14 protein-coding genes and 1 tRNA gene are annotated in these 18,275 nt (G+C 71.7%); 10 read left to right on the forward strand and 5 right to left on the reverse strand.

Going from position 1 to position 18,275, the window contains the following annotated elements; genetic code table 11:
• Positions 1-7 precede the first annotated feature (7 nt).
• The 5 genes from ACWGDX_RS06595 (at position 8) to ACWGDX_RS06615 (ending at position 8,697) form a co-directional block, all read left to right on the forward strand.
• Entirely contained in the window at positions 8-982 is a 975-nt protein-coding gene (locus tag ACWGDX_RS06595) for a carbohydrate ABC transporter permease (RefSeq protein ID WP_453622868.1), read from the forward strand.
• Positions 983-1,065: 83 nt separating this feature from the next.
• Positions 1,066-1,911 (forward strand): carbohydrate ABC transporter permease, encoded by an 846-nt coding sequence (locus tag ACWGDX_RS06600; protein WP_453623032.1) that lies wholly within the window; start codon positions 1,066-1,068, stop codon positions 1,909-1,911.
• 167 nt (positions 1,912-2,078) lie between these two features.
• Entirely contained in the window at positions 2,079-4,487 is a 2,409-nt protein-coding gene (locus tag ACWGDX_RS06605) for a beta-glucosidase (RefSeq protein ID WP_453623034.1), read from the forward strand.
• 156 nt (positions 4,488-4,643) lie between these two features.
• Positions 4,644-5,774, forward strand: coding sequence for an XdhC family protein (locus tag ACWGDX_RS06610; protein ID WP_453622870.1), 1,131 nt, complete (start codon positions 4,644-4,646; stop codon positions 5,772-5,774).
• 139 nt (positions 5,775-5,913) lie between these two features.
• Entirely contained in the window at positions 5,914-8,697 is a 2,784-nt protein-coding gene (locus ACWGDX_RS06615; protein ID WP_453622872.1) for a SpoIIE family protein phosphatase, read from the forward strand.
• Positions 8,698-8,738: 41 nt separating this feature from the next.
• Here ACWGDX_RS06615 and ACWGDX_RS06620 read toward each other — a convergent pair whose 3' ends face one another.
• Positions 8,739-8,900 carry a cytochrome c-type biogenesis protein gene (locus ACWGDX_RS06620; RefSeq protein ID WP_383033225.1) on the reverse strand — a complete coding sequence of 54 codons (162 nt, stop codon included), beginning with the start codon at positions 8,898-8,900 and terminating at the stop codon, positions 8,739-8,741.
• A 157-nt stretch (positions 8,901-9,057) separates the two neighbouring features.
• Between ACWGDX_RS06620 and ACWGDX_RS06625 the strand changes: the two genes are divergently transcribed.
• Positions 9,058-9,894 carry a nuclease-related domain-containing protein gene (locus tag ACWGDX_RS06625; protein WP_453622874.1) on the forward strand — a complete coding sequence of 279 codons (837 nt, stop codon included), beginning with the start codon at positions 9,058-9,060 and terminating at the stop codon, positions 9,892-9,894.
• Positions 9,895-9,980: 86 nt separating this feature from the next.
• Here the strand turns inward: ACWGDX_RS06625 and ACWGDX_RS06630 are convergent, their stop codons facing one another.
• Positions 9,981-10,964 (reverse strand): phosphotransferase family protein, encoded by a 984-nt coding sequence (locus tag ACWGDX_RS06630; RefSeq protein WP_453622876.1) that lies wholly within the window; start codon positions 10,962-10,964, stop codon positions 9,981-9,983.
• Between the two features lie 15 nt (positions 10,965-10,979).
• Positions 10,980-11,051 (reverse strand) — tRNA-Val (locus tag ACWGDX_RS06635).
• A gap of 213 nt (positions 11,052-11,264) precedes the next feature.
• On the opposite strand from ACWGDX_RS06635, the gene ACWGDX_RS06640 reads away from it, so the two are divergent.
• From ACWGDX_RS06640 to ACWGDX_RS06655, 4 genes are all read left to right on the forward strand, one after another.
• Positions 11,265-12,038 (forward strand): DUF4097 family beta strand repeat-containing protein, encoded by a 774-nt coding sequence (locus ACWGDX_RS06640; protein ID WP_453622878.1) that lies wholly within the window; start codon positions 11,265-11,267, stop codon positions 12,036-12,038.
• Positions 12,039-12,189: 151 nt separating this feature from the next.
• Complete coding sequence (locus ACWGDX_RS06645) at positions 12,190-13,572, forward strand: hypothetical protein (RefSeq protein ID WP_453622880.1); 1,383 nt, start codon at positions 12,190-12,192, stop codon at positions 13,570-13,572.
• Between the two features lie 65 nt (positions 13,573-13,637).
• Positions 13,638-14,327 (forward strand): DUF4383 domain-containing protein, encoded by a 690-nt coding sequence (locus ACWGDX_RS06650; protein WP_453622882.1) that lies wholly within the window; start codon positions 13,638-13,640, stop codon positions 14,325-14,327.
• A gap of 59 nt (positions 14,328-14,386) precedes the next feature.
• Complete coding sequence (locus ACWGDX_RS06655; protein WP_453622884.1) at positions 14,387-14,620, forward strand: FmdB family zinc ribbon protein; 234 nt, start codon at positions 14,387-14,389, stop codon at positions 14,618-14,620.
• A gap of 84 nt (positions 14,621-14,704) precedes the next feature.
• Here ACWGDX_RS06655 and ACWGDX_RS06660 read toward each other — a convergent pair whose 3' ends face one another.
• Complete coding sequence (locus ACWGDX_RS06660) at positions 14,705-15,607, reverse strand: HAD family hydrolase (RefSeq protein WP_453622886.1); 903 nt, start codon at positions 15,605-15,607, stop codon at positions 14,705-14,707.
• 14 nt (positions 15,608-15,621) lie between these two features.
• The gene (locus tag ACWGDX_RS06665; protein WP_453623036.1) at positions 15,622-18,156 is read right to left on the reverse strand and encodes a phosphoribosyltransferase; all 2,535 of its coding nucleotides are present in this window, start codon (positions 18,154-18,156) and stop codon (positions 15,622-15,624) included.
• Positions 18,157-18,275: the final 119 nt, after the last annotated feature.

An 18,275-nucleotide genomic window follows, 5' to 3' on the forward strand; every position in this document is an offset into this window, starting at 1 on the left:
ACCCCAGATGACCGCCGCTGTCACCGGCCCCGGTTCCGGCCGCGGCCCCGGTTCCGGCCGCGCGGACCAAGAGAAGGACAGGGACGGCGACACGAAGACCTCACCCGGTCGCTCGGTCGCCCGTCCCGGTCTGGGCTGGACCCTGCCCGCCGTCCTGTTCTTCGGGCTGTTCGCGATCGTGCCGCTGGTGCTGGTCGCCGTACTCTCCTTCACGAGCTGGAGCGGGCTGGGTCCGCCGGAGTTCGCCGGTCTCGACAACTGGACCGCGCTGCTCGACGACCCGGTGATGATCAAGAGCCTCTGGCTGAGTGTGCTGCTCACCGGGCTCGGCGTACTGGTCCAGACCCCGCTGAGCATTCTGCTCGGTGTCTGGGCCGCCGGGCCCCAGCGCAACAGGGCCGTGCTGTCCGCGGTCTTCTTCGTACCGCTGCTGCTGTCCGCCACGGCGGTCTCCGTGCTCTGGCGGGCGCTGCTCGATCCCAACTTCGGGGTGCCGGCGGAGGCACGCTGGCTCTTCGGGGACGGCAATCTCCTGGGCTCGCGCACCGGGGCCATCGGTGTGCTGGTGCTGGTGAGCGCCTGGCAGTTCACTCCGCTGCACGCGCTGATCTACCAGGGCGCGACCCGGGCGATCCCCGAGGTGCTCTACCAGGCAGCGGCGATCGACGGGGCCGGGACCGTACGGCAGTTCTTCCACATCACACTGCCGCAGCTGCGCAACTCCATCATCACCTCGGTGATCCTCATGGTGGTCGGCGGTCTCACCACCTTCGACACCGTGCTGATCCTGACCCAGGGCGGACCGGGCACCGACACCGCCATCACCGCCTACTACATGTACCAGAAGGCCTTCAAGGGCTTCGACTTCGGAGCGGGCGCGGCCATCGCGCTGCTGCTGGTCGTCGTCGCGACGCTCATCTCGCTGGCCGTGGTGCGGATCTCGGGCTACGACAAGATGGCCGGCACGAAGGACGGTCTGTGATGAGCCGACAGTCCGCGACGAGCCGTACCACGCCCACACGGCCCGCGAAGCCCGCGCGGGGTACCGCGCCCAAGCGGCCCGCCATGACCGTACGGCGTACCGCCTCCGCGCGGCGCCACCGTCCCAACTACGCGGCGGGGCTGGGTGTGCTGCTGTGGCTGTGTCTGGTGGCACTGCCGCTGTACGTCATGCTCGGTGCGAGCGTGCAGTCCCGCGTGCAGTACAGCGCGGGCGGTCCGCTCTCCTTCCCCGAGGCCTTCTCCCTCACCAACTATGTGGAGGACTTCTCCAACGGCTTCGGGCGCTACTTCCTCAACACCATGGTCGTCACGGCGAGCGTCGTGGGGATCGTGCTGCTCCTCGTACCGCCGCTGGCCTTCGCGATCGTACGCAACCGGGGCCGGGCCACCTCGCGGGTCTTCCGGCTCTTCCTGCTGGGTCTCGCGATCCCGGCGCAGGCCGTGATCGTCCCGATGTTCTATGTCATCAGCAATGTGGGTCTGTACGACAACCTCATCGGTGTCATCCTGCCCACCGCCGCGTTCTCGCTGCCGGTCTGCGCGCTCGTCCTCACCGGCACGATGCGCGACATCACCGACGATCTCTTCGAGGCCATGGCCCTCGACGGGGCGAGCACCCGGCGGGTCTTCTTCCAGCTCGTCGTCCCGCTGTCCAGGAGCGGCCTCGCGACCATCGTCGTGTTCTCCGCGCTCCAGGCCTGGAACGGCTTCCTCTTCCCGCTCGTACTGACCCAGTCGGAGGAGACCAAGGTGCTCACCCTCGGGCTCTACAACTTCCAGACCCAGTACGGCATCGACATCCCGAGCGTGCTCGCGGCCGTGGTCCTGTCCACGCTGCCCGTTCTGCTCGTCTACCTGTTCGCCCGTCGTGCCCTGGTACAGGGGCTGATGGGCGTGGGAGGAAAGTGACCGACCACACCGCGATCGGCCGCACAGCGGCCGGTCCCCACGCGATCGCCCCCACCCCAATCGACACCGACACCTCCGGCACCGCCATCTCCGGCACCGCCACCTCCGACACGGCCGCCGTCCTTGAGCGGCGCCGCGCGGAGCGGGTCGCGTATCTGATCTCCGCGATGACGACGGAGGAGAAACTCGCCCAGCTCTACGGCCTGTGGGCGGGGGCCTCCGCCGACGGCGCCGAAGTCGCCCCGCACCAGCACGACATGGACCGGCCGCCCTCGCTCGACGAACTCCTCCCGCACGGGCTCGGCCAGTTGACCAGACCCTTCGGCACGGTCCCCGTCGACCCGGCGCTCGGCGCGCTGTCGCTGATGCGCACCCAGGAACGGATCGTCGCCGCCAACCGCTTCTCCATCCCGGCGATGGCCCATGACGAGTGTCTGGCCGGCTTCGCGGCCTGGGGCGCCACCACCTATCCCGTCCCGCTCTCCTGGGGCGCGTCCTTCGACCCGGAACTGGTACGGGAGATGGCGGGCGCGATCGGCCGCGACATGCGGTCGGTCGGACTGCACCAGGGGCTGGCCCCCGTACTCGACGTGGTGCGCGACGCCCGCTGGGGCCGGGTCGAGGAGACCATCGGCGAGGACCCGTATCTGGTCGGTACGGTCGCCACCGCCTATATCCAGGGCCTGGAGTCCGCCGGGATCGTGGCGACCCTCAAACACTTCGCGGGCTACTCCGCCTCGCGGGGCGGACGCAATCTCGCCCCGGTGAGCATGGGCGCCAGGGAACGGGCCGATGTGATCCTGCCGCCGTTCGAGATGGCGGTACGGGAGAGCGGCGTACGGTCCGTCATGCACGCGTACACCGACACCGACGGGGTGCCGGGCGCGGCCGACGAGGAACTGCTGACCGGACTGCTCAGGGACACCTGGGGCTTCGAGGGCACGGTGGTGGCCGACTACTTCGGTATCGCCTTCCTCAAGACCCTGCACGGGGTGGCCGCCGACTGGGGCGGCGCCGCCGCGGCGGCCCTCACGGCGGGCGTGGACGTCGAACTGCCCACGGTGAAGACGTTCGGCCGGCCGCTGCGGGACGCGATCGCGGCCGGGGAGGTGCCGCGGGAGCTGATCGACCGCGCGCTGCGGCGCGTACTGACCCAGAAGGCGGAGCTGGGGCTGCTGGACCCGGAGTGGAGCCCGGTGCCCCCGGCCCTGGCCGGCCGGGCGCCGTACGACGACACGGCCGCGCTGCGCGGCACGGTGGACCTCGATTCCCCGGCGCGGCAGGAGATCTCGCGCCGCCTCGCGGAGCGGTCGGTCATCCTGCTGCGCAACGACGGCACGCTTCCGCTGACGGCCGGGCCGGCCGCGGGACCGCCGGAGTCCGGTGCGTCCGACTCGGGTTCGTCCGCCTCCGGTTCGTCCGGCACTGGTTCGTCCGACTCGGTTTCGTCCGGCTCCGGGGGCCTCCGTATCGCGCTGATCGGGCCTCAGGGCGAGACCCCCACCGCCGTGCTGGGCTGCTACTCCTTCCCCGTCCATGTCGGCTCCCAGCACCCGGACACCCCCGTCGGTATCGAGCTGCCCACCCTCCGGGAGGCCCTCGCCGCCGAGTTCCCCGGGAGCGAGATCGTCACCGTGCCCGGCGCGGGTGTCGACTCGCCCGACACCTCCGGTTTCCCGGCGGCCGTACGGGCGGCCCGCGACGCGGACGTGGTCGTCGTGGCCCTCGGCGACCGGGCCGGACTCTTCGGGCGGGGTACGAGCGGGGAGGGCTGCGACGCCGAGGACCTCGGGCTGCCCGGCGTACAGGGACAGCTCCTCGAAACCCTGCTCGACGCGCTCGACGGCACCGGGACACCACTGGTGGTGACCCTGCTGGCGGGACGGCCGTACGCCCTGGGCCGGGCGGCCGGCGAGGCAGCCGCCGTCGTGCAGGCCTTCTTCCCCGGGCAGGAGGGCACATCCGCCGTCGCGGGGGTGCTCAGCGGACGGATCAGCCCGTCGGGCCGGCTCCCCGTGAGCGTTCCCCGGCTCCCGGGCGCCCAGCCGTCCACCTATCTGGCGGCGCCGCTGGCCCGGGTCAGCGAGGTCTCCAGCATCGATCCCACCCCGGCGTTCGCGTTCGGGCACGGTCTGACGTACACGTCGTTCGACTGGTCCGGCCTGGTGGCGACCGGTACGGCCGGTACGGACGGCTCCCTGGAGCTGTCCTTCACCGTCCGCAACACCGGCGGCCGGGCGGGCACCGAGGTGGTCCAGCTCTATCTGCGCGACCCCGTCGCCTCGGTCGTACAGCCGGTCCAACGGCTGATCGGCTATGTCCGGGTCCCGCTGGAGCCGGACGAGCGGGCCTCGGTCGCGGTGACCGTACCGGCCGATCTCGCCTCCTTCACCGGCCGCGACGGGCGCCGGATGGTCGAGCCGGGCGAGCTGGAGCTACGGCTGGGGGCGTCCAGCGCCGATGTCCGGCTCACCGCCACCGCCAGGCTGACGGGTCCGGTACGGAGGGTCGACCACACCCGCGAGCTGCACGCGCGGTTCACCGTCACCCGGGGAGGTGCCACCGGACCGGCCTGACATCTCCCGATGTCAGGCGGCGCTCCCTTCGTCCCTCCGCTCCTCTCCCCGGCAGCTCTCCGGAGTGCGGAACGCCGACAGCGACCTAGGGTGGCGCTTAGGTCCTGTCCGGTCGCGGGGGCGGGCCGGCAGCCGGGGTGGGCGAAGGGAGCGCACGTGCGGGACATCGCCGAATCCATCGCCGCCTGGCAGGCCGCCGGAGTCCGCTTCGCGGTGGCCACCGTCGTACGGACCTGGCGGTCGGCCCCGCGCCGGCCGGGCGCGGCCATGGCCGTCGCCGAGAACGGCGAGGTGTACGGGAGCGTGTCCGGCGGCTGTGTCGAGGGGGCGGTCTACGAGGTCGCGCGGGAGGTGCTCGACTCCGGCGAGGCGCAGCTCAGGACCTATGGCGTGAGTGACGACGAGGCGCTGGAGGCGGGGCTGACCTGCGGCGGGACCGTCGAGATCCTTGTACGGCCGGCCGATGACGCGCACTTCCCCGACCTGCCGTACGTCCTCGGCCGCATCACCGCGGAACGCCCGGTGGCGGTCGCCTCGATCCTGTCGGGCGATCTGCCACCGGGCGGCAATCTCGTCGTCGCGCCGGACACCCCCGACGGCTCTCCCGACGGATCTCCCAGCGTCACGGTGACCGGCACGCTCGGCGACGGAAGGCTGGACGGCGCGATCACCGAGCAGGCGCGCGGCATGCTCGCGCAGGGCCGTACCGGGGTCGTACGGGTCGGACGCCACGGCGAGGGGCGTATGGACCGGCTCGCCGTCTTCGTCCAGTCCTTCGCGCCGCCGCCCAGGATGCTGGTGTTCGGCGCGATCGACTTCGCGGGCGCGGTCGCCAGGATGGGAAAGTTCCTCGGATACCACGTCACGGTCTGCGACGCCCGCCCGGTCTTCGCCACCCGCAAGCGGTTCCCGGACGTGGACGAGCTGGTCGTCCAGTGGCCGCACCGCTATCTCGACGAGCACCCGGTGGACGGGTCCACGGTGATCTGTGTGCTCACCCACGACCCGAAGTTCGACATCCCGCTCCTGGCCCGCGCCCTGCGCACCCCGGCCCGCTACATCGGCGCGATGGGCAGCCGCCGCACCCACGAGGACCGGCTGGCCCGGCTGCGCGAGGACGGCGTCCCGGAGAGCGCCCTCGCCCGGCTCTCCGCCCCGATCGGCCTCGACCTGGGCGGCCGTACCCCGGAGGAGACGGCGGTGTCGATCATGGCCGAGATCATCGCCCTGCGCTGGGGCGGCACGGGCGAGCGTCTGACGCGTACGGAACTCCCGATCCACCACTGACCCGACCCTCCACCGAGCCGACCCGCCACCGAGCCGCTCCACCGCTGGGCCGTTCCGCCGCCGAGCCGGGAGCCGGGCGCGGCGGAGTGGGCCCGTTGCCCGCTCGCCTCGTGGGGACAGGCGGTGTAGATGTATGTACATGACCCGACATACGGGTCGATCCTGGGCTCGGGTCCTGACTGCCCGCTCCGACCGGCGCCCACGGAGTCGGCGGCCGGAGGACCCGCGCGGAACAGGCGGGTGGCGAGGAAAGCTCGAACGCCGGTCCCCGCGGACGCCGTCGGGGCGGCGTGGTCAGGCGTGGCTGAGCATGCGCACCGTCGCCGGGCAGGTGTTCGTCCTGCAACTGGTGATCGTGCTGCTGCTCGTCGGCGCCTCCGTCGTCTCGCTCCTTCTGGTGTCCCGGCACGACACCACCGAGGAGGCGCGCAACCGTTGTCTCGCCGTCGCCACCTCGTTCGCGAACTCACCGGGAATCGCGCCCGCCCTGGACGCGCGCGATCCGACCGCGATCCTCCAGCCACGGGCCGAGGCGGTCCGCAAAGCCACCGACGTCGACTTCGTCGTCGTCATCAACACCAAGGGAATCCGGCTCACCCATCCGAATCCCGAGCGGATCGGCGAGCACTTCATCGGCACCATCGGGCCGTCCCTGAAGGGGCAGACGATCACCGAGACCGTCCCGGGGACCCTCGGCCCCTCGGTGCGGGCGGTGACCCCCGTCAAGGACTCCATCGGCAGAGTGGTCGGTCTGGTGTCGGCCGGGATCACCATCGAGAAGGTGAACAGCCTCGCCACCCGTGAGGTCCCGATCCTCCTGTCGGCCGCCGCCGCCTCGCTCGTCCTGGCCACGGGCGGCACGGCGCTGGTGAGCGGCCGGCTGCGGCGTCAGACGCATGGGCTGGACCCCATCGAGATGACGCGTATGTACGACCACCACGACGCGGTGCTGCACGTCGTGAAGGAGGGGGTGCTGATCGTCGACGGCGAGCGCCGGCTCGTACTCGCCAACGACGAGGCGATCCGGCTGCTCGGCCTGCCCCCACGGCCGGAGGGCCGCGCCGTCACGGAGCTCGGTCTTGACCCGGTCATGACCGGCATGCTGGCCTCGGGACGTGTCGCCAGCGACGAGGTGCTGGCCACCGGGGAACGGCTGCTCGTGGTGAACAACCGCCCCACCGACCGTAACGGCGGACCGCCGGGATGTGTCGCGACGCTGCGCGACTCCACCGAACTGCGCGTGCTCACGGGCCGGGCGGAGGTGGCGCAGAAGCAGCTCAAGCTGCTGTACGACGCGAGCACGGAGATCGGCACCACACTCGATGTGACCAGGACCGCCGAGGAACTCGCCCGGGTGGCGGTCCCGCGCTTCGCCGACTTCGCCACCGTGGATCTGGCGGAGGCCGTTCTGCGCGGCGAGGAACCGGCGGGGCTGACCAGCTTCTCCGAGGTGCACCGTACGGCCGTCGTCGGTATCCGTGACGACCACCCCTTCTACGAACTGGGCAGGGAAATCGAGTTCCGTTCGAGCACACCGCAGGCCTGGACCCTGGAGAGCGGACGGGGAACGGTGGTGCCCGATCTCCGGCTGGACACCGGTTGGCGGGCCCAGGACCCGGAGGCGACCGGCCGGGTCCTGGGATACGGCGTCCACTCCCTCGTCACCGCGCCCCTGCGGGCCCGGGGAGTGCTCCTGGGGATGGTCAACTTCTGGCGCGCCGAGAAGCCCGAGCCCTTCGAGGACGAGGATGTGTCGCTCGCGGAGGAACTGGCCAACCACGCGGCGGTCTGTATCGACAACGCGCGGCGCTACACCCGCGAGCACACCATGGCCGAGACGCTCCAGCGCAGTCTGCTCCCCCAGGTGCTGCCGGACCAGAACGCGCTCGATGTCGCCTACCGCTATCTGCCGGCGGAGGCGGGGGTCGGCGGCGACTGGTTCGATGTCATCCCGCTGCCCGGCGCGCGCGTGGCGCTGGTGGTGGGGGATGTCGTCGGCCACGGTCTGCTCGCGGCGGCGACGATGGGCCGGCTGCGTACGGCGGTCCACAACTTCTCCTCGCTCGATCTGCCGCCCGACGAGATCCTCTCCCTGCTGGACGATCTGGTCACCCGTATCGACCACGACGAGGGGATCGCGGGCGGCGGCGCGATGATCACGGGCGCGACCTGTCTCTACGCGATCTACGATCCGGTGACCCGGCTCTGTTCAATGGCACGGGCGGGCCATCCGCCGCCCGCGCTGGTGCACACGGACGGGAGCGTGGAGTTCCTCGATCTGCCGGCCAGCACTCCGCTGGGCCTCGGCGGGCTGCCGTTCGAGACGTGCGAGCTGCGGCTGCCCGAGGCCAGCCATCTCGTGCTGTACACCGACGGGCTCATCGAGGACCGCAACCGGGAGATCGACGCCGGGCTCGATCTGCTGCGGGAGGCTCTGTCGTACCCGGACAGAGATCCGGAGGAGACCTGTTCGGCGGTGCTCGAAGCGCTGCTGCCGGACCGTCCGAGCGATGACATCGCGCTCATCGTGGCCCGTACGCGCGTGCTCCACCCCGACCGGATCGCCGAGTGGGAGGTGCCCGCGCACCCCTCGGAGGTCTCCCACGTACGGGCCGACGTGGTCCGGCAGCTCGTGGACTGGGACCTGGGGGAGATGGCGTACACCACGGAGCTGATCCTCAGCGAACTGATCACCAACGCCATCCGCTACGCGCTCGGCCCGATCCGCGTCCGTCTGCTCCGCGACCGCACACTGATCTGCGAGGTCTCCGACTTCAGCAGCACCTCACCCCATCTGCGCTACGCGGCGGCCACGGACGAGGGAGGCCGGGGCCTGTTCCTGGTGGCCCAGTTCACTGAACGCTGGGGCACCCGCTACACGGCCGACGGCAAGGTCATCTGGGCGGAACAGTCCCTGCCCTGACCGACCCTCCGGGACGCCGCCTGTCCACCGGTCCAGGACCGCTATCCCCGCCCGTCCGGGCGGCGCGGGTCCCGCCGCTCCAGCTCAGCGATGGCGTTCCGCCGCCAGCGGGTGATCAGAAGCACGACCAGCCCGCACAGGAGGGCGGCCACGACAGGCCCTCCCCATACGACGACAAGGTAGGCGTCTCCGAGCGATTCCATGTCCCCTCCCCAGCAAGAAGGCTAGGTCACGGACACCGCGTCCCGCGCCGGTGGGGCGTGTGGTCTCCAACGGCCCTTCCCCGACGCCTTCTTGTCGCTCGCCTCGGAAGCTGGTCCCATCACGGGGGGGATGTGACGTCGTCACCGGGGGGCGGGAATGGGCGAGTTGGTGGTCAGGCCGTGGAAGCGGTACGGGCACGACCGGCTCTATGTCGGGGTCGTCGGGGGTGAGAGCGTCGCGTGGTACGACCGCAGGGCCGGGCATCTCGAAGTGCTCGACGTCTCGTACCGGGATCAGGTCCTGGATGTGCTGGCCCCCTATCTCGCCGCCTCCGTCTCCCTCGCGTCCCAGGCGCCGGAGCCGCCCGCGCCGCCGTCCCCTCCCGCCCCGGCCGACGATCTGGCCCTGAACCGTCCGGGTACGCAGTTGCTCGGGCGGCTGGCGGACTCCCCGTCCTGGTTCGTCCGGCTGCTGATGCGGCTGTCGGGCCAGCAGGACGCGAGTACCCCCTGGCGGAAGGGGCTCGCCGGGGAGCGGATCGTCGGTGCCGAGCTCGATCGGCTCAAGGCCCGGGGGTGGCTGGCGCTGCACTCCGTCCCGCTGCCGAGCGGCGCGGACATCGATCACCTCCTGATCGGGCCCGGGGGCGTCTACTGCCTCAACACCAAGCACTTCCGGGACGCCCGGGTCTGGGTGGGCGACGACATGGTCAAGGTCAACGGCGGTCCCGGGCACCCGTACGTACGCAACAGCCGGCATGAGGGCCGCAGGGCGTCCAGGGTGCTGACCAGGGCGTGCGGCTTCCCGGTCGCGGTGAGTCCGGTGCTGGTGTTCGTCGCTCCGGCCGAGGTCGAGGTCGTCTCCTCGTTACAGGACGTGGAGGCGATCCAGCACCGGGACATCCCGGCCTTCCGACGCCGCAAGGGCGCCCTCGGACCGGCCGAGATCGCATCCGTCCACGCAGTCGCGCGCAACCGCGGAACCTGGCTCTAGCTCCAGCTCCGGCGCTGGCTCCAGCTCTGGCACTGGCTCCAGCTCCGGCGCTGACTCCAGCTCAAGTTCCGGCGCTGGCTCCGGCGCTAGCCCTTGGTCCGTCCACGGATGGACAGCCAGCGCAGCGAGGCCCGGCCCAGTTCCGTCATCATGCGTACCAGCCGCGGATCCGCGGTCGAATCCACCGAGCAGGCGATGGACAGCAGGAACCCCGCCTGCGCCGAGATGAGAACGTCGACCGCCTCGGGCTCGACGCCGGTCAGCAGCGGATGCCGTACGGCGAAGGGCTCCGGGTCGATCCCGCTGAGCGCCACGCTGCTGAGGAGCATCACCAGGTCGGCATAGGCGGGCCCGATCCAGGCGTGCGGCCAGTCCACGACGACGACACGGTCCGCCGTGAGCAGGACGTTGAACGGATACAGGTCACCATGCGTCAGCGTCTCCCCGGCGGTCGCCTCGGCAAGACGCGTCTCCAGGGACAGATGCAGATCCAGCTCCTCGGCGGCTCCCGGCGCGACCACGGGCAGCCTCGCCAGCGCCCGGGGATCGTCCGCCAGCCGGGCCCAGCCGCCCAACCGCGGCGCGGCGAGCGCCGGTTCGAGCGAGGGCGCGGGCGTGAGCCGTTCCGCCAGGCCGGTGAGGGCGTCGAGCACCCGTTCCAGTTCGGTCTCGCGCCACGGCTGCGCGGGCAGCGCGCCGTCGATGTCCTCGAAGACCAGCGCCACCCACTCACCGTCGTCGAAGGACCCCAGCAGCCGGGACGCGGGCACTCCGGAGGGCAGTCCGCCCGCCACCCCGATCTCCCTGCGGTGGAAGGCCCCCACCCCCGGTGCGGCCACCGCGTCGACGGCCTTGGCGAAGGCCCTGCGGCCGTCGGACAACTCCAGCCGGACCGCGAGACCGTCGGAGAAACCGCCCTGCTGACTGTGGGCGGCGGTCACCCTGCCCTGGAGTACGTCCTCGATCCCGGCCGACACGGACCGGGGCAGACCGCTCCAGGGGATACGCCCGCTGCCCGTGTGCGACGGGAAGGACTCAGGCGTATTCGCTGCGACTGCCACATCTGCCATTTCTGGTCAGCACGGTGGGCGCGGACGGTTTCGAACCGCCGACATCTGCTTTGTAAGAGCAGCGCTCTACCCCTGAGCTACGCACCCGTGGATGAGGGAACAGCGTACATGGCGGAGGGGGCCCGGCCGCAAACGGGCCAGGAGCGCTACGAGGGGCCGGAAGCGGTACGGGGGGTATCCCCACCATCGAGACGGTGGGCGGCCGGATCGGTCCGCGCGTCGTTCGTCCCTACCGTGAAGGCACAGCCAGGACGCGCATGGGACGCGCACTGGACACGCACTCCCTGGGGGACGATCACCGTGGCCGCACGCCGTAACCGCACCCGTACGCTTCTCGCCGCCGGCGGGACCCTTCTCGCCGTACTCGCCGTCGGCGGATGCGGCGGTACGGACGCGTCGGACGCCCCCGCCGAGAAGAAGTCCTTCGCGCTGAGCGGGAAGACGCTGACGATCGAGGCCGGGGACTCCGGCGTCGAGCTGGTCTCCGCCGATGTGAAGAGCGTCGAGGTGACCCGGCGGGTGGCCGGCTGGGTGTTCGCCGGGAGCGGGCCCGACGCGCGCTGGAAGATGACCGACGACAGGCTCACGCTCGACGTGAGATGCCGGGCGCTCGCCAGCGACTGCGAGGCGCTGCACGAGGTGAGGGTGCCGCGCGGGGTGGCCGTGACGGTGAACGGGGACAACGGCGAGATCGTCGCCACCGGCTTCGACACCGGGCTGAAGCTGACGTCGGACAACGGATCGGTGACCGTCCGGGACTCCAGCGGGCCCGTCGATCTGGAGAGCGACAACGGGAGGATCACGGCGGAGGGCCTCTCCGCCAGGACCGTCGCCGCGAAGTCCGACAACGGATCCGTGCGCCTCGGGCTGAGCGCCGTGCCCGACACGGTGGAGACCGTCAGCGACAACGGCCGGATCGAGATCGATCTGCCCAGGTCGAAGACGGCGTACGCGGTGACGGCGAAGAGCGACAGCGGCGATGTCGACGTCAGCGTGAGGACCGACAGGAACAGCGCCCATGTGGTGAAGGCCCGCAGCGACAACGGGAAGATCACCGTGCGGACCGCTGACTGAGGCACCACCCCCGGACCGGAGCCAGGACCGGAGCCCGGACCCGCCCGCCCCGAGAACGCGCGCGGGAAGCGCGAACTATCAGGCCCGTGTGTTCGTCCTTACCTGGTGGGAGAATGGACCAGGCAGGGCGGATTCGGCACGGGAGAGGGATGTGACGGCGACACACGCACAGCCGCACGCGAGAGCCCAAGCTAAGGCGAGTGCCGTCCGTGATGTCCTCACGCTGATGCTGCTGCCGGTGCCGTTGATCGTCGCCGCGCTGCCGGCCACCTTCGCCGGCGGCGGTACGCGGCGCTGGTTCGGCGGTCGCGGCGAGAGCCAGCGCGCCGACGCCCAGGCCGCGAAGGACGCCGCCGCGGCCTCCTTCTACGAGCTGGACACGGCCCAGCGCGATCTGCGGATCTCCATAGAGACGATCACGGCGGTGGACAGTTCGCCGGGAGCCCGCAAGGCCGTCGCCGACTTCGCGGCGCTGGGGGAGCGTATCGACGAGGTGAGCCACACCTATATCACCGCCGTCGACGCGCACGACCTGGACCGCGACGATCTGGAGCCCTCCGTCGCGTCCAGGGCCCGGGGCGAGCTGGCCAAGGCCAAGGCGGACCTGGACCGGGTCAAGGGCGAGCTGGACCGGTTCGAGCGGGGGCTCGGACCGCTGCTCGACAAGGCCGAGACCCAGCTCGCGCGGCTGGCGCCCGCCGTGGAGCGGGCGCGGCAGGCGCTTCTCGCCGCGAGCAACGCTCTCGACGCGGTACGCGCCTCCGGACTGCGCGCGGACGATCTCGCCGCCCGGCTCGCCGCGCTCGGCCCCGAGCTGACCAAGCTCAACCAGGGCGCGGGACAGCACGGTGTGGCGGAGACGCTCCAGCGCGCCGACCGGGTGCTGCGCGACGCCGAGGCCGTACGGGTCGAGGCGGAGCGGCTGCCCGAGCGCGCCCAGGAGACAGACCGCAGGCTGGTCTCGCTGCGCACCCGCGCCCAGGCCCTGACGACCCGCGCCGGCGCCGTGGAGCCCGTCCTCAGCGAGCTGCGCCGCCGTTTCACCGCCGCGTGCTGGCAGGACCTCCAGCATGTCCCCGACCATGCCGCGGCCGGCGTCCACCAGGCCGAGGAGAAGCTGAAGGAAGCGGTCAAGGCGCGCGAGGAGCAGCGGTGGGCGGACGCGACCTCGCTGCTCAGTACGGCACGGGCCCTGCTGAACGGCACGGACGAGGCGGTCTCCGCCGCCGGTGACCGGCTGCGGCGGCTGAACGCCGTGTCGAAGGACCCCCAGCAGGAGATCGACCGTACGCGCTTCGCGATCCGGGACGCCCAGCGCCTGGCCATGAGCGGACGCCATACGCCCGAGCCCCGGCACGCCCGTCCCCTGGACGACTCGGTGGCCAGACTGGAGCGCGCGGTGGAGGCGCTGGAGGGGCGCCATCCCGACTACTGGCACTTCCTGACCGAGACCGAGGCCGTACGGAACACCGTGGCGCGGGTGGTCTCGGACATCCGCGAGGAGCGCGGCGCGGCGGCCGGGCACGGCGCCTGATTTGTCCCCGGCCCGGGGTGGGCGGATGCTGGTGGGTACTACGCGAACGCCAAAGGAGGCCACTGATGGCCACCCAAGCGCTCCGCCGCCCCCATCGGCGGCGTGTCAGGCTCGATGAACAGCTCCCCGTCGACCACCGGCTGAACCAGATCTACCGGATCGGCGCCGGAGTGATGGGTCTGATCCTGATCGTCTTCGGCATTCTCGGACTGATCAACAAGATCGGCTTCTTCGACACCGGCGGCGACAGGGTCGCGGGTCTGAACACCAATGGCGCGCTGAGCGTGCTGTCCATCTGTGTCGGGCTGCTGCTCCTGGCCGGAATGGTGGTCGGCGGTAATCTCGCCTCCACCCTGAACATGGTCCTCGGGGTCCTCTTCATCGCCAGCGGCTTCGTCAATCTCGCGCTGCTGGACACCAGTTACAACTTCCTCGCCTTCCATATGCCGAACGTGCTGTTCAGCTTCGTGGTGGGGCTGCTGCTGATGTTCTTCGGCATGTACGGAAGAGTCAGCGGCAGCCTGCCGCACGACAATCCCTACTGGCGGGCCCGCCATCCCGAGCAGGCGGAGCACGAACGGCGCCTGCGCGCCAAGATCGAACACGTACGGAGCCATGGCCATGGCTACGGGCATCTGCACGGTCACGGCTATCAGTACGAGCATGAGCAGCCACCCGAGCCGTACCGGGGCCCGGAGCCGTACCAGGGCCACGGCCAGGGCTCCGGGCGCCAGGACTCCGGTCCCGGTCGCTGAATCCGGCCCCGGTCGCTGAGCCGTTCCCGTCCGCCGCCCCCGCCGGATAGCCTGAGGCCATGCCTCGCTACGAGTACCGCTGCCGCTCCTGTGGTGACACCTTCGAGCTCTCCCGCCCGATGTCCGAGTCCGCCGCCCCGGCGGCATGCCCCTCGGGCCACGACGACACCGTGAAGCTCCTCTCCACCGTCGCGGTCGGCGGCACCGCCAGGGCCGGATCCGCCGGCTCCCCCGGTCCGGCCCCCGCGACCGGCGGTGGCGGAGGATGCTGCGGCGGTGGCTGCTGCGGCTGAGCTGTCGACCGTACGCTGCGCTTGAGCTGTCGACCGTACGCGCGGGGCGGGGAGCGAGCGTACGCGTACGGCGCGGCGCGACGGTCAGGCCGCGTCCCGCGAGCCGTCGTCCGCCGAGCTGTCCTCCGTGCCGTCCCGCGCGCCGTCGCGCGCCAGGCCCCGGGCCACCGCGGCACCGAAGCGGCGCAGGATCTCCTCGCCCGCCGCGACGCCCGTCTCCTCCAGTACGTCCACGTGCGGAGCGCTCCAGCCCGTGTCGGCGAGTTCGCCGTGCCCCGGGCGCCAGGACAGGTCCGCGGCCAGCAGCAGATCGGCGTCGAGCAGTGAGTCCCCGGCGGCGAGGGTGAGTCCGGCTCCCGTCCTGCGGGCGACCTCGCGCATCGCGGCGCTCTTGGTGAGCGGGCGCGGTACGGCGTAGATCTTGCGGCCCTGGAGAGAGACCGTCCAGCCGCGCCCCCGCGCCCACTCGGAGAGTTCCTTCACCCAGCCCCGCGGCAGCAGAGCGCGGTCGACGACCAGATAGGCGAAGAGGTCTTCCGCGATCCGCTCCTTGAGGAGCCACGCCGGGTCGGCGGCGGCGAGCAGATGGGCCCGGACCTCGGCGAGGGGGGCGCACTCGTCGGCGAGCCGGTCGGCCACCCGGTCCTGCCAGTCCGGGTCGGACACACCGTCGACCAGGAGACGCCCGCCGTTGGCGCAGATCGCGAACCGCGGCGCGGGACCCGGCAGATGGACCCGCCCGTACTGCTCCGGGGTGCGGGTGGTGGTCGGCACGAAGAGGGCCGTACGGGCGAGCCGTTCGAGCAGCCCGGCCGCCGTCTCCGTCATGTACGACAGCGGCTTGCTCCCGTACACCTCGACGCAGAGCAGCCGCGGTGCCTCGGCGTCCGGCATCGGGAGCTGGAGCGCGGCGGCCGAGTAGATGAGCGTACGGTCCAGATCGCTCGCGACCAGGACCGGGGCTTCGTCGGGCGTGCGGGCGCTCACGACCGTATGGGCGTTCACGGCGCGGTCACCGCCTTGCCGTCCGCTCCGGTCGCGCCACGGGTGTACTTCGGGTGGATCAGCCCGACGCAGGTGTACGGAAGACCGTCGGTCTCCTCCACCGGCACGCCCCGCTGCCGCGCCAGCAGCCGGACATGGTCGAGGTCCTGGCCCGCGCCGCGCTGGGCGAGGATCTTCCAGGGCACCCGGCGCAGCAGGACCCGGGTCGTCTCGCCGACGCCCGGCTTGACGAGGTTCACATCGTGGATGCCGTACTCCTCGCTGATCCGCTCGACCGCAGCCCAGCCCTCCCAGGTGGGCGCCCGGTCCGCCGCGAGCAGTTCCTTGACCTCCGCGTCCACGGCGTCCACGACCTCCCCGAAGTGGGCCGCGACGGTGTCCAGGAAGTGGATCGAGACATCGGCGCCGGCGAGTTCGCGGTAGTGCTTGGCGCCGTGGAAGTCGTACGGTCCGACCAAGTCGGCCCGCAGGACGGTACGGGAGATCAGCCCGGAGACCGTCGAGTTGAGGCAGGCGGAGGGGATGAGGAAGTCCTCGCGGGTGCCGTAGGTCCGCACACAGCCGCCCGGGTCGGCGAGGACGGCGATCTCGGGGCTGAAACCGGTGAACCGGGGGTTGGCGCGCTCGAACCCGGCCAGGGCGTCGGCCAGTTCGCGGGTGATCGCGCCCTTGCCCGTCCAGCCGTCGACGAAGACGACGTCGGCGGGGTCGTGATGGGTGGCGAGCCAGCGCAGGGCGTTGGTGTCGATGCCCCGGCCGCGCACGATGGAGACGGCGTAGTGCGGCAGGTCCAGGCCGTGCCGCCGCTGGGCCCAGCGGCGCATCAGTACGCCGACGGGGGTGCCGGCGCGGGCCAGGGAGACCAGGACGGGACGGGAGGTCCGCTCGGCGAGCACGGTCTCGGTGACGGTGCCGACGGCGTGCGCGATCCGGGCCGCCGAGGACTCCAGGGCGGAGAGGAACAGCTCCTGGTACTCGGCGCTCGGCTGGTACTCGACCGGGAGGGATTCGGCGTAGTGCGCGCCGCCGCTCTGGATCGCCTCCTCGCGCTCCTCCGTGGGGGCCTCCAGTTCCACGTCGGAGAGGTCCTGGAGGAGCCAGCCCACGTCCTCGGGCGCGTAGGAGGAGAAGGCGGGCCCGCGAAGGGGTTCGGGCAGCATGGGGGGTTCCTGCCGTTCGGCGTCGTGCGAAGAGGGGGCGTACGGGGAGAGGGCGTACGGGGAGAGGGCGTACGGAGAAGCACCGCGGGCGGAGGCGTCGCGGGCGGAGGCGCCGTTGACGGATCCCGGGAGGTACGCGGGCACGACCGCCAGGACCACGCGCGGTATGTGGACGGCGAGTTGAGCCAGCAGTCCGTCCGGGCCGTGCAACTCCGGCGAGTCCGCGAGGGAGTCGACCACCGCGACCACGGCGTCGAAGCCACCGCCCGCGACGTTGTAGGCGTACCGGTCGCCGGTGCCGTCCCCGTCCGGGAAGGCGGCGGTGTCATGGGCGGGGAAGACGAGACGGCTGCGTATGGCGTATCCGGGGTCGTCCACGGCGAGCACCGGGGACCGGGTGGTGGTGGAGTACCGCACCTGCGCGTCGGAGACGCGCTCCAGCGCCTCGGCCAGCCGCAGCGGGGCGTACATCAGCTCCTCGAAGCCGAGGACGAGGACCCGCCCGGCGCCTTCGAGCCGGTCGGCCAGGGCCGCGGCCAGGGCGGGCAGCGCGGACTCCAGCCGGGCCCGGTGGGCCGGGGTGAAGCCATGACGCCCGCCGTCCGGTACCCCGGCCGGCCAGTCCAGCTCCACCCGTACCGCCCCGGCCCCCGGCGCGCTCGGCGTCGACGCCGCGCTCTCGTGTTCCGCGACCAGCGCACGGCCCTTCTCCAGCACACCGTCCGGCAGGAGCACCGTCCCCGAGGCGAGCGTGATCAGATCCACGCGCGCACCGATCCGTTCGGCGAAGTCCGCCAGCCGGCCCTGGTCGGCCGTCGAGCGCATGTCGACCAGGGCGACGATCACATACCACCCGCGCGGATAGCGCTCATGGAGCGCGAGGATGGTGTTGAGGACGGTGTTCCCCGTGGAGAACTCGTCGTCGACGAGGACCAGCGGGCCGTCCGAGGCGAGCAGCGCGGGGTCCTCGGGCAGCAGCAGATGCGAGGTGGCGTGCGAGTGCGACTCCTCGAAACCGCCCGCCCGCGCCACCCCCGGCACCGGCCGGCGCGTGGAGTGGAGATACGGCGCGTGCCGCACCCCGTCCGCGACCGCGTGGCCGAGGCCGGTCGCGGTCTCCGCGTAGCCGAGGACGACCGCGCGCGCCACCTCCGCGCCGAGCAGTTCCCGTACCCGCTCGCCCAGTTCGACGCCTGTCCCGTATACGACATGAGGCCGTTGCGGTACATGTTTGCCCAGCACATTCGAGACAAGGAGATGGGCCCGCTTGGGGTTGCGGCGCAGGGCCAGTCCCAGCAGATCCCTCAGTCCCTCGCCGCCCGCGAGCTGGACTCCGAGCCGCTCGGCGACCCAGGTGCCCGACCAGACCATCCCGGTGTTCCCCTCCCTGCCCGCGGACATCCCCACCGGATCCTTCCCCGGGGACATCACCACCGCACTCACGGACGCCTCCACGGCTGTCTCCACAGCCGTCTCCACATCCGTCTCCA

The sequence above is a fragment of the Streptomyces sp. NPDC055025 genome, assembly GCF_053608565.1.

Bases quoted from the DNA above. Each gene is read 5' to 3' on its own strand.
- ACWGDX_RS06595 (WP_453622868.1), top strand. From the start codon at position 8: ATGACCGCCGCTGTCACCGGCCCCGGTTCCGGCCGCGGCCCCGGTTCC.
- ACWGDX_RS06600 (WP_453623032.1), top strand. From the start codon at position 1,066: ATGACCGTACGGCGTACCGCCTCCGCGCGGCGCCACCGTCCCAACTAC.
- ACWGDX_RS06605 (WP_453623034.1), top strand. From the start codon at position 2,079: ATGACGACGGAGGAGAAACTCGCCCAGCTCTACGGCCTGTGGGCGGGG.
- ACWGDX_RS06615 (WP_453622872.1), top strand. From the start codon at position 5,914: ATGACCCGACATACGGGTCGATCCTGGGCTCGGGTCCTGACTGCCCGC.
- ACWGDX_RS06620 (WP_383033225.1), bottom strand. From the start codon at position 8,900: ATGGAATCGCTCGGAGACGCCTACCTTGTCGTCGTATGGGGAGGGCCT.
- ACWGDX_RS06625 (WP_453622874.1), top strand. From the start codon at position 9,058: ATGGGCGAGTTGGTGGTCAGGCCGTGGAAGCGGTACGGGCACGACCGG.
- ACWGDX_RS06630 (WP_453622876.1), bottom strand. From the start codon at position 10,964: ATGGCAGATGTGGCAGTCGCAGCGAATACGCCTGAGTCCTTCCCGTCG.
- ACWGDX_RS06650 (WP_453622882.1), top strand. From the start codon at position 13,638: ATGGCCACCCAAGCGCTCCGCCGCCCCCATCGGCGGCGTGTCAGGCTC.
- ACWGDX_RS06655 (WP_453622884.1), top strand. From the start codon at position 14,387: ATGCCTCGCTACGAGTACCGCTGCCGCTCCTGTGGTGACACCTTCGAG.
- ACWGDX_RS06665 (WP_453623036.1), bottom strand. From the start codon at position 18,156: ATGGTCTGGTCGGGCACCTGGGTCGCCGAGCGGCTCGGAGTCCAGCTC.